Genomic DNA, 11,822 nt, shown 5'->3' with positions numbered 1-11,822 from the left:
ACGTCTCCGCTGGCGATCGCCACGCCGTTGCCGGCGAGTGGCCGCAGTTGGTCGTAGAAGCGGCCCTTCTCGAAGTGCCGGGCCTTGTGCACCGTCACCTCGTGGACCAGCTCCGCTGTGGTGGTGACGTAGACGGGGAGCGTGCCGACATCAATGCGGACCAGGTCCCCGTACTCACGGAGCGACAGCAGAAAGCCGAGAGGGTCGCGCCACAGGGGCAGGGCATGCCCGAGCAGCGGCACCCCTCCGGTTGCACGCAGAACTGAACGGTTCGCTGTGTATGCCATGTCCAGGTCTCCTAGATCTCAGGCAAGCGCTGCTGTGCAGGGGGGTGGCTCGTGACGAGGTTTCCTGTACGTCGGGCTCAGCCGGGCGGCGCTGTCGATGCGGCCGGTATCCGTGAGCAAGCTGTCGATGCGTCGCCGTGGGGGTTCCCCACGCTGGAGGGGCCCGGGGGGGTAGGGGCTCACGGTCATCATCGTTCCGGCCCTGATAGAGCGTCCAGGAAGAGGAAATTGTGTTTCCGCTTTTTGCCGCGAGCCTTTGTTCTTTGCGACTCTGGACCTACCAAAGAGACGGTCGGACGCAGACGTGGAGCGGGGTGACTCATGGCGAAGGGGGCAGAGGGGCGGAGCGGCTCGCGGGCCGGCGACTTCGAAGGCGACCCGGCGGAGCGGGGAGCATCACAGTGGACAACGGGGAGAGTTGATGAAGAGGCGGGGACACAGCCAGACCCGTGAGCTGGGGGACCTTGAGAATGCCGTGATGACACGGCTGTGGCAGCGGACCCGGCCAGCCGCGGTCCGGGATGTGCAGGAGGCACTGCGACCGGAGCGGCCCCTCGCCTACACCACCGTGCTGACGGTCCTGGACCACCTGCACGACAAACGGTGGGTCCGGCGCTGGAAGCAAGGGAGGGCCTTCTACTACACCGCGGTGTGCACCCGGGCCGACTATGTCGCGACCCTCATGAGTGAGGCCCTGGCGAAGAGCGACGACGTCAGAGCGTCTCTGCTTGCCCTCGCCGACATGATGGTGCCGGAGCAGCGCGCCGCGTTCGACGACGTCATCCAGATCGTGAACGGACCGCGCCGACATACGCCTTCCTCGTACGCGCGGCGAACGGCATGAACTCGGGACAGCCCTTACGGTGCACTCATGTATGACCTTTCGCGGGAAGATGAGCTCCTAAGGGAGATCATCGAAGGGGAACGCAAGGACCGCCATCTGACGCAGAAGCAGATGGCGGGGACCCTCAAGGTGAGCGACCGGACGTACCGCAACTGGATCGCTAGACCCACCAGCCTGTCCGCAGACCAAGTGGACAGGATCGCTACCGCTCTCAACGTCGACGAGGAGCAGCGCAGCACTCTGTATATGCTCACGGGACTCGTACCACCGGGCATGTCGGCAGAGCGACTGAAAGACACACCCGAGATGGCCGTGTACCAGCGGATGATCAACTACTTACCATATCCATCAGTTGTGTACGACTATGCATGGGATATCGTTATCACGAACCCGGCATTCGCGCCGGTTTTCGGTGGAGTCCGCCATCACCCCACCGCCATGCCGAGGATGAACACCACCAGATACGTCCTTTTCCATCCAGATGCTTTTCACATCCTTGGCGGTGGGGACTACGAGGCATTCCAAAAATTCTGGCTGATGCCGGCCCTGGTTAATTTCTCAGCCACCTTGCAGACTCGACCGGAAGACCGTCGACTTTTGACGATCGAGCGAGAAATCAAAACCCATCCGACACTTCGCCGTGCCTATCGTCAAGCGCCGACCTGGCTCCGACGTCACGGAGACATGCACATTGACAGCCGGCCGCGCCCGGTCCGCGATCCCCGGACCCAGCAGCTCACTCACGTACACGTGATCACTGAGGCACATCAGGGATATCAGCCTATGACTTTACAAAGAGCAACTTTCATTTTCCCGTCGACTCTGGAACCCGGGACCCCCTCCAGCGCTGGCCGGCAATTCTGTGACGGCTGCCCTCCTCCGCGAAGGAAGCGCACACGGTAGGTGTCCGATGGCGCAACGGTGCCGCTCCTGGATTCCTACCGGGACCGCCAGCTCATGCACGGGTGGTCGGGAGCGGGATCCCGGCTGATCCCCCGGCCTGTCCGTGTTGGCCAAACCGGCGATCCCGTGCCCCTGTTCTTCCACCGCCACGCCCTGCCCCTACGTCGAAAGGCACTCCCCGACAACCGCAGACAGACCGGGACCCCGCGGGCCCCGACCGCTTCCGCTTCCTGCACGTCGTGTACGGCGGTTAAGGGGTTGAGGATTCGGGGAGTCACCGCGAGACTTCGCCGACTCCGCCGCGCGGTACGGCGATCGACCCGTCGAGCCGCAGGCCATACGTCGCGAGGCCCTGCAACTCCGATTCGTCGGTGCTCAGATCCAGCAGTACGCGGGTGGCCGCGCCACTGCCCGCCACCGCGCGGCTGCACACCTCGGCGAACAGGCGTGCAGAGACCAGGTGGTGGACCAGCGCCACGTCCGCGTGCTGGTCGCCGGCCGCGGCCCGGTCCGTGAGTTCGGCGATGCGGCCCTTGCGGACGAGGAGGTCGGCGAGGATGCGGGCCTCGCGCTTGCCGAGTCGGCGGCCCGGGGAGGTCAGCAGCTCCAGGAGGTCGTCGACGCGATCGTGTTTGTGTAGGAGTTCGACCATGGCATAGTGGGTGCGCTCTTCGCGGAGCGCCACTGTGCCGCACCACACCGCGGCGGCGCCCGCGATGTCGCCACGCTCCTCCAGCCAGTTGCTGGCCCGGTGACAGGCAGGGAACTCCCCTTGTTCGGCCCGCCGCTTCACCTCGTCGATCCGGCCTTGCTCAATCAGCGAACGTACGACGACTTCCTGGGCCCGGGTGTCACCGCGGTCGGCGCGGGTAGCGATGTCGTCCCACCGTCCGAGGTCCATCAGCATGTCGGTGACGACGGCGTTGAGGTCGTCGTTGCCTTCGTGGTCGCGCTCCCAGGCGTCCACGGCGTCCACGGCCTCTGCCAACCGATCCGCCCCCCGCAGTAGACTGATCGAGGACCAAGGCCCGTCGCCTGATTCCTCGTCCCACCCTGCGCAGATCATGACCGCGCGGTCCACGACGGACGGATCGCGCTCGCCCTCAGTGATCCACCTATCGATCATTCGGCTCCGCGCCACACGGGAGCCAGCTATCGCCAGGGACTCCAACTCTTCCAACCGGCCAAAGGTGTGGAGGAATTCGGCGAGGTCTGATTCCGTCAGTCCGTCCTTGGACGTACGGGCCAGGCCGCCGCGGAGCAGCTCCTCCGCCTCCGCGGTGTCCTCGGGCGCCCCCGTCTTCAGAAGCAGGTCGAAGAGCCTGCGCCGGGCCGGAGGACTGGTCGGGGCGTAGCGGCGCAGGAGTGCGATGGCGTCGGCGCCACGACCCTCCCGGGCCAGCAACTCCGCAGCGCGTATGGCGGACTCCCCATCCCCCTTCTCCGCCAGGCCCGTCCACTGCTCCACGGCGTCGTCGAGCCGGCCGACCACGGCCAGTTCACGGGCGAGGGCACGGGCCGCCTCGTCGTGGGCGGGCGCGTACCGCGCGAGCTGGGCCATCCGCTGATCGTCGTCGGAGATGCCCCGTGCCCAGGTAACCAGGAGCTGCACGGCCTCGTCGTGCCCCCGCTCCGCCCGGGACGTGACCAGCCGCCACGCCTCGGCCGCCCGCCCGCAGGTCATCAGCAGCCGGGCACGCGGCAGTACGCCCTCGGGGCCGGCGGCCAGATAGAACTCCTCAGCAAGTTCGTACAGCAGCCGCCACTGGGCGCTCCACCCGATCCGTACCAGGACGTGCGGGTCGGCCGTGGTCGTCAGGAACGTGCGCCAGGTGCGTTCGGGCACGGCTTCGAAGAGCCGCTGGGACTGTCCGATGTGGAGGAGGTAGTCGGCGACGGCGTAGCCGACTATGCTGCCCGGCTCGTCGCCAGCACACGGCGAGAGCGCGCTCGTCGTGCCGGCTGTGCTGTCTACGGGCTGGGTGGCGTAGCCGATGGCCCGCTTCCACCAGCCGTCGTCCGCCCGCGCCCATTGCGCGGAGGTCAGGTATCCGGGAGCGGCTGCGCGCAGGAACGCAGGGGTCGTGACCTCCGGGCCGCCCAGCCGACGGGCGTCGACGGCGGCAGTGAGCACGGCTCGGCCGTACGCGTCGCCCGTGCGCCAGTGTCGCTCTAGAGTTGGCGCGCCCGCGAGGGTTTGGACGATGCCGAAGTTCGAGATTCGGTACGCGGCGGCGAGGCGCGGGTCCCGCAAGGCTACTTCTCGGGCGCGTTCTCGTTCGGACGCGCTGAACTCGTCGGGCACCACGACGGTCCTCGCCAGGTCCAGGACCTCACGGACGGCGGCAGCGGCGGATGTGTGGTGGTCGGACTGCTCGGGCCGCAGCGTGCCGATCACCAGGGTCGGGCACCGCGGGTCGCACAACTGGACGAGGGCCGCCGACGACAGCGGGGCGGGGGTGTTGAGGAAGCGGTCCATGCCGTCGAGCCAGAGGATCAGCGGGTATGGGGCCATGAGCGTCGCGCCCCGTTCCGCCAGGGCGGCCACTTCGGCGGCGTCCTTCGGACGTACCAGCCACCGGCCGGGCAACTCGGCGCGCACGGCTTCGTACGCCGAGCGGGTCTTGCCGGTCGACAGGTTGCCGACGAGGAGCAGTACGCCACCGCCCGAAGTCGCCATGGTGCGCAGCGTGAGGCGCAGTTCTCGGTCGTGGTCGCGGACGACGTATCCGGGGAGGTCGTCTTGGCCCGGTGCCGTGACGGACGGCTTGACGCCGAGCAGCCGTGGGAGCCAGTCCTCGACGCGACGTGCGCCGGGTACGGGCGCGGGTAGGGGCGGGACCGCGGGGCCAGTAGTACCCGCGCCGACGAGGCCCGCCCGTAGGGCCGCCCGCCCCTGGGCCCGTACGACACCGTCACTGACGACGCCCGCCCGCCGCGCGGCCTCCGAAGCGTGCGCGTCCCGCCAGCCCTGCTCGTTCAGCCGCGCCTCAACGTCAGGCGTCGTGACTCCGAACGCCCTCACGGTGTTGAGCAATTCGCGGACCACGACCAGGAAGGTGTCCACGTCCTGGGGGAAGCGTTCGCCGCGCAGCCAAACGCCCACGGTCGTCTGTGACACCTGCGCCCGCCGGGCGAGGTGCCGATCGGATGGCTGGCCCGAGAGCTGTTGCCGCCGGAGGGCGCCCAACGCCTTCATGCGGGCGAGGAAGCCGTCCTCACCGTCGACCTCTAGCACGCCGTACCCCCTATGCCCTGTCCAACTGCTCTGTCCAGCCCGTGCACCGCGGGGGTGGACGCATCGAAGCGTACGGCTCTGACGAGCGGCGACGGGGTGGGCATGTCCAAGCCGAGACGGAAGGTGGCTGGACACCGGCCCGAACGCCGATCGTCGAGCTGCGCGCCACAGTCGCGTGCCCTCCCGACGGACGGGAGTTGGAGCAAGAGCCGGAGGAACGCTGTGAACCAGTTGGAGTTGCTGTCGCTGCTGACCGCGCTGTCGGTGGCGCTCAACATCGCTTTCGGGGCGGGGTGGGTCGCCCAGCGAGCCGGTGGCGGGCTGTACAACGCGGCGTTGGTCGGGGCCGGCGCCGCAGGCACAGTCCTGATCACCTTCTTCGCCGGTGTGTCCGCGTTCCGTTGACCCACGGTGGCCTTCGAGTGGTGCGGACCTACGGTCGGACGCTGGGTCCGAAGCCCGTCCACCGCAGGTCCGCCGGGAGGTGACACATTTCGTTGTACGTCACTACACCCAGCGTCGTGCCGTCCGCGTAGACGATCGCCGTCAGTGTAGTGTTCCCACAGCTCAGCCCGAGCCAGCGCACCGTTGGTGCCTCCAGGGCGTGCCGTAGCAGCCAGGCCACTGGAGAGCGTGCGTGACGAGGACTTTGCCTGTGTCCTATGTGGTGTGGCAGTCGTTGGGCTGGTCATGGGGCGGGGTACATGGAGTTGGATTGTGCCGGACGGATCGTGGGATATCGCGGACCGTTGATCCCGCCGCGGACGGTGCGTCCGCAGGGTGGCGGGACGCAGGACACGCCTAATGAGACGCTGTTCGCCGCGATTGTCTACGTGCTTGGTGAGCGACTGTGCCTGGCGGGCTCTGCCGCCGTGTTTCGGGGTGTCGAAGTCGACGGTCCACCGCCGGTTCCTGATCTGGTCGAGGGCCGGAGTGTGGGGCCGGCTGCACGAGAAGATCCTGCACCGCCTGGACGACGCCGGCCTCCTCGACCTCTCCCGCGCGGTCCTCGACTCCGCCCATGTACGCGCTGAAAAGGGGGCGATCTCACCGGTCCGAGCCCCGTGGACCGGGGTAAACCGGGCTCCAAGATGCACGTCCTGTCGGACGCGGCCGGACTGCCACTCCTCGTCGGCATCTCGGCCGCCAACACCCCACGACAGCCGGGCATTGAAGCCCGTGGTCCTCGGTAACCAAACGAGACACGACCCCCACCGCGGCCGCCGCTCCAAGCCCCGCAAGCTCCACGCCGACAAGGCATCCGACATACCTGAACTGCGAAAATGGCTCCGCGGGAAGCGCATCGGCGTCCGCATCGCCCGCAAAGGCATCGAGTCCTCCGAACGGCTGGGACGCCGCCGCTGGGTGATCGAGCGGACCATGTGCGCCACGAGGCGCTCTGTTTGTATCCCCGGCTCAGCCGGGAGGAACTCGGAAGGAGGTTTCTGGGCCGGATGACTTACCTGGATCCGAAAGGTGAAGGGGACAACAGCATGTCAGAAAACCAGTGACCGGGCTCAGTTGTCAGAGACGGTGTGCTGGGCGGCCCGCGCGATATGGCGAAGACTGGATTGTTTGAAGCCCAATCTCCAGAAGATGCAAGTTCCCATCCGCCGGAAAGACGACTGAAACCGGCGCCGTGCTCTGCCCGGGACTCTATGGTTGGCCGGGGCACTTCCGGAGCTCGGAGCGATGTCCAGCGAGGACATTCAAGGAGATGAGTGGGACGCCTAAGTCGCGCTAGAACGTACAGACAGGGACGAACGTGGGATCGCCTACGGGATGCGAGTCCTATGGCGACGGAGGCCCCGTAGTAGTCGCCGGAGTAACGACCGGCCAGGGAGGACGGGAAAGCCGTCTGCATCGGGCGAAGGGGGCCAGGTGATTCGGACACCACAGAGTCGGGAGGTATGCGTAATGCAGAGCGCCAAAACGGTGCTGGGTGTCCTGCGTGAACGCGGTAGGCGCGGCCTGCCGTGTGACGAACTGTATCGACAGCTGTTCAATCCGCAGTTGTATTTACTGGCCTACGGGCGGATCTATGCCAACCATGGCGCGATGACGCCCGGGGTCACATCGGAAACCGTGGACGGCATGTCACAGCGGAAGATCGGCCGGATCATCGAAGCGATGCGCCACGAGCGCTACCGCTTCCGTCCGGTCCGGCGTGTCCATATCGTGCGCCGTGTGGCGCCTTGCTGTATCCCCGATTCAATCGGGAGGAACTTGGAGGACGTTCCTGGGTCCGATGGCTTACCTGGAACCGAAAGGCGAAGGGGACAATAGCATGTCAGGAAAGTAGCGGCCGGGTCGAAGGTAATCGAACGGGGCGCTGCGGGGCCCGCGCGATAAGGAAAAGGCTGGATTGCTTGAAGTTCAATCTTCGGAAGGTGAATACGCGCACCCATCGGAAATTACCTGTAACCGATGCCGCTCCATGTATTGGTCTGGGATGTAGGCCGATACACCTCCATGGGACGGGCGATGCTCAGTGAGAGCATTGAAGAAGATGAGTGGACTTCCTAAGTCGCGCTAGAACGTACAGCAAGGACGTACCACGGGATTGCCTAAGGGGCGAGAGCCATAAGGTAACGGAGAGCCAATAGTAGTCGTAGGAGTAACGACCTACCAGGGAGTCCGGGAAAGCCGGACACAGGGCAAAGTGGCTCAGGTGATTTGGATATCAGAACCCCAGGAGGCATGCGTAATGCAGAGCGCCGAAGTGGTGTTGGATGTCCTCCGTGAGCGTGGCAGGCGTGGCCTGCCGCTGGAACGGCTGTATCGGCAACTTTTCAACCGCCAGTTGTATCTCGTGGCCTACCGAAAGTTGTACTCCAATGCGGGTGCGATGACACCGGGGGTCACCGGAGAGACCGTGGATGGAATGTCCCTGGAAAAGATCGATCTCATCATCGACATGGTTCGCCGTGAACGGTGGCGGTGGAGTCCGGTCAGGAGGATCCGCATCCCGAAGAAGATTGGGACGCGTCCGTTGGGGCTTCCTGGATGGTCAGATAAGTTACTGGCCGAGGTGGTACGAATGCTCCTCAACGCGTACTACGATGTCCAGTTCTCTGACCACAGTCACGGTTTCCGTACCGGACGAGGATGTCACACTGCATTGCAGGAGATAGTCGATGTCTGGAACGGCACGAACTGGTTTATCGAGGGTGATATTTCCAAGTGTTTCGAATCACTGGATCATGAGGTCCTGATGGAAACGCTTGGCGAGAAGATCCACGATGGCCGGTTCTTGCGCCTGGTGAGCGGAATGCTCAGGGCGGGGTACGTGGAGGACTGGCGATGGGGTGCAACGCTGTCTGGCGCCCCGCAAGGAGGAATCGCCTCTCCGGTCCTCAGCAACATCTACCTCGACAGGCTGGACAAGTACGTCGAGCAACAGCTACTGCCGTTGTTCAATCGAGGGAAGCGCCGGGCACCCAACCCTGCGTATGAAAAGATCTCATCGCAAATCAGGAGTGCGCGCCGGCACGGGAACCGAGCGGAGGTGCAAGCATTACGTTTGCAGCGCCGCACCCTCCCCAGTAAGGATCTAGAAGATCCCTGCTACCGCCGCCTGCGCTATGTTCGGTACTGCGACGACATCCTCCTCGGATTCAGCGGGCCGAAGGCCGAAGCGCGGGAGATCAAGCAAATGCTCGGACAGTTCCTGCAAGAGGAACTCAAGCTGGAGCTGTCACAAGAGAAGACGCTGATCACCCACGCCAGAACAGAGAAGGCCCGCTTCCTCGGATACGACATCGTGACCCAGCACGCCAATGACAAGCTCACCAATGGTAAGCGGTCAATTAATGGCGAGATCGGGCTACGGGTTCCCGACGAAGCGATCACGCGTAGATGCGCCCCATATATGCGTCACGGGAAACCGTGGCTTCGACCACAGATGCTGAGTGATCAGGACTACACGATCATCTCGCAGTATCAGGCCGAGTATCGAGGCGTTGTCCAGTATTTCATCCGTGCCACAAATGTCTGCCACTTGAACAGGCTGCATTGGGTCATGGAGTCCTCAATGCTCAAAACCTTAGCCGGAAAGCACCGATCCAGCGTCGTGAAGATGGCCAGAAAGTATAAGACCACCATCGACACACCGGTTGGGCCTCGGGTTTGCTTTCAGGCTGTGGTGAACCGCGGAGAGGGCAAGAAACCACTGGTCGCGCGATTCGGCGGTATTCCGCTGCGGCGGCAGAAGAAGGCGGTGGTCGTCGACCGTTCACCGATCCTGTTCACCACAAGTGGGAACGAACTGATCAGTCGACTCCTTGCCGGTCAATGTGAGGTCTGCGGGAAAACCGAGAGTCTGGAGGTTCACCACATCCGCAAGCTCGCTGACCTCAAACAGCCGGGCCGCAGGGAAAAACCCGCTTGGATTCAAATCATGGCGAAGCGGAAACGCAAGACGCTCATCACATGCCGCAGCTGCCATGACGACATTCACGCGGGACGACCTGTCGTAGTCTCAAAAGGATAATCACTGGAGAGCTGGATGACCGGAAATCGGTCACGTCCGGTTCGGTGGGAGGCCGTTGGAAAAGGACCCGCCCATGGGTACCTCGCCAGCGGCCCACCCAACCCGAAGAAGAACGGGAAGACGCGTCCGCTGGGGCTGCCGACCTGGTCGGACAAGCTCGTCGGTGAAGTGATCCGCCTGATATTGGAGGCGTATTACGAGCCGACGTTCTCCGACCGCTCCCATGGGTTCCGTCCCCGCCGGGGCTGCCACACCGCTTTGCGGGAGGTGGACCACACCTGGACCGGGACGTCCTGGCTCATCGAAGGGGACATCGCCGACTGCTTCGGCAGCCTGGACCACCAGGTCCTGCTGTCGATCCTCGGTGAGAAGATCCATGACCAGCGGTTTCTGCGGCTGGTGCGCAACATGCTCAAGGCCGGATATCTGGAGGACTGGAAGTGGGGTGCCACGCTTTCCGGAGCGCCGCAGGGCGGAGTGGCCTCCCCGGTTCTGTCCAACATCTACCTGCACAAGCTGGACGAGTTCGTCGAGACAGTTCTGATTCCGGAGTACACCCGAGGGAAGCGCCGGGCCCGGAACCCGGCCTATCTGGAGTTGCAGAATCTGCTGGCGAAAGCCCGTCGGCGCGGCGACCGGGTCCAGGCCCGTGCACTGCGTCAGCGGATGGTCAGTCTGCCGAGTGCGGATCCGAACGATCCGGCATACCGCAGGCTGCGCTACATGCGCTACGCGGACGATCATCTCCTTGGTTTCACCGGACCGAAAGCCGAGGCCGAGCAGATCAAGCAACGCCTGGCCCAGTTCCTGCGTGACGAACTCATGCTGGAGCTGTCCCAGGAAAAGACGCTGATCACTCATGCCCGCACCCAGGCGGCGAGGTTTCTCGGCTACGAGATCACGACCCAGCACAACGACACGAAGAAGACCGGCCGTTACCGTCGGGTCAACGGTCAGATCGCTCTTCGTGTCCCACGGGATGTGATCAAAGCCAAGTGCGCCCCCTATCACGACCGCGGAAACCCCGCGAAGAAGACGGCCCTGATCAACAGTAGCGATCATGCGATCGTGGCGACCTTTGGGACCGTCTACCGGGGCATCATCCAGTACTACCTGCTCGCCGGAGACGTCTTCCGGCTGCACCGGCTGCAATGGGTCATGGAAACATCCATGCTCAAAACCCTTGCAGCCAAGCACCGCTCGTCAGTATCGAAGATGGCCGCCAAGCACAAGGTCAGAATCGATACACCAAACGGGCCCCGAGTCTGCTTCGAGGCCCGTATCGAGCGGAAGAACAGGAAACCCCTGGTGGCACGGTTCGGCGGGATTCCCCTCCAACGGCAGCGAGCGGCGGAACTCGCCGACCGCGAGCCGGTCCGGGTGGACTATCCGCAGAAGGAACTCATTGCGAGACTCCTGGCGGACACCTGCGAAATCTGCGGAAGCAAGGGCAACGTGCAAGTGCACCACGTCCGCGCTCTCGCCGACCTCGCACATGCCGGATGGCAGCCTTCCGACTGGGCACGCGTCATGCTCCAACGACGCCGCAAAACGGTCGTGGCCTGCGACGTCTGCCACGACCGCATCCACTCAGAACAGCAAGCCAGATCATTCACGCCGTAGTCACTGGAGAGCCGGATGACTGGGAAACCGTCATGTCCGGTTCGGCGGGAGGCCGCGCGGAACAGGACTCGCCTCACGGTGGGCACCTCACCGCGCGGTCGACCCAACGACCTGGCTGACCGGCTACCACAGGCTCAACCACCGCTACGAACGCCACCCCCGCAACTACCCGGCCTTCCCCGGCCTCGCCGCAGCCCTCTGCCGCTACAAACGACTCCTCCGCCTCACCACCTAGGACACGGTCCAAGGACCGACGTCGTAGCGGACATCGTCGGGCCGGGCGGCGGGGGCGGCCTGGCCGCGGGCACCCCCCCCCCCAAACAAAAAAAAAAAACCCCCCAAAAAAAAAACCACCCACCCCCCCAAAATTGTTTTAAAGGCCAACAAAGCCGCCCCCCCCCCGGCGCGGGGGGGGGGGCCCCCAAAAAGCGCCCC

General features: G+C 64.6%; 5 protein-coding genes and 5 pseudogenes. 8 read left to right on the top strand and 2 right to left on the bottom strand.

All coding sequences use genetic code 11. The annotated features are described in order from the left end of the window. Nucleotides 1-287, bottom strand: a pseudogene (locus ACWF94_RS19550) (cytochrome P450); the annotation flags it as partial. 421 nt (nucleotides 288-708) lie between these two features. Here ACWF94_RS19550 and ACWF94_RS19545 point away from each other — a divergent pair. Both ACWF94_RS19545 and ACWF94_RS19540 read left to right on the top strand, forming a co-directional pair. After that, on the top strand, nucleotides 709-1,131 hold the full coding sequence (locus ACWF94_RS19545) for a BlaI/MecI/CopY family transcriptional regulator (RefSeq protein ID WP_453489537.1): 423 nt from the start codon (nucleotides 709-711) through the stop codon (nucleotides 1,129-1,131). A 27-nt stretch (nucleotides 1,132-1,158) separates the two neighbouring features. Beyond that, a complete protein-coding gene (locus tag ACWF94_RS19540) occupies nucleotides 1,159-2,034 on the top strand; it encodes an MmyB family transcriptional regulator (protein ID WP_453489534.1) in 876 nt (291 codons plus the stop codon). Between the two features lie 274 nt (nucleotides 2,035-2,308). On the opposite strand, the gene ACWF94_RS19535 is transcribed toward ACWF94_RS19540, so the two are convergent. Next, nucleotides 2,309-5,272 (bottom strand): hypothetical protein, encoded by a 2,964-nt coding sequence (locus ACWF94_RS19535; protein WP_453489531.1) that lies wholly within the window; start codon nucleotides 5,270-5,272, stop codon nucleotides 2,309-2,311. A gap of 222 nt (nucleotides 5,273-5,494) precedes the next feature. Here ACWF94_RS19535 and ACWF94_RS19530 point away from each other — a divergent pair, with 222 nt between their 5' ends. The 6 genes and pseudogenes from ACWF94_RS19530 to ACWF94_RS19505 form a co-directional block, all read left to right on the top strand. Next, the gene (locus ACWF94_RS19530) at nucleotides 5,495-5,677 is read left to right on the top strand and encodes a hypothetical protein (protein WP_453489528.1); all 183 of its coding nucleotides are present in this window, start codon (nucleotides 5,495-5,497) and stop codon (nucleotides 5,675-5,677) included. Nucleotides 5,678-5,962: 285 nt separating this feature from the next. Then, nucleotides 5,963-6,655: pseudogene (locus ACWF94_RS19525) on the top strand (IS5 family transposase); the annotation flags it as partial. Between the two features lie 534 nt (nucleotides 6,656-7,189). Then, nucleotides 7,190-7,459, top strand: a pseudogene (locus ACWF94_RS19520) (maturase); the annotation flags it as partial. Between the two features lie 520 nt (nucleotides 7,460-7,979). After that, nucleotides 7,980-9,764, top strand: a complete 1,785-nt coding sequence (locus ACWF94_RS19515) for a reverse transcriptase domain-containing protein (protein WP_453489525.1) — start codon at nucleotides 7,980-7,982, stop codon at nucleotides 9,762-9,764. A 102-nt stretch (nucleotides 9,765-9,866) separates the two neighbouring features. After that, nucleotides 9,867-11,387: pseudogene (locus ACWF94_RS19510) on the top strand (reverse transcriptase domain-containing protein); the annotation flags it as partial. 112 nt (nucleotides 11,388-11,499) lie between these two features. After that, nucleotides 11,500-11,622: pseudogene (locus tag ACWF94_RS19505) on the top strand (IS5/IS1182 family transposase); the annotation flags it as partial. Between the last annotated feature and the right edge of the window lie 200 nt (nucleotides 11,623-11,822).

The organism is Streptomyces sp. NPDC055078 (assembly GCF_053607985.1).
This window is presented reverse-complemented; position numbering and strand designations above follow the sequence as displayed.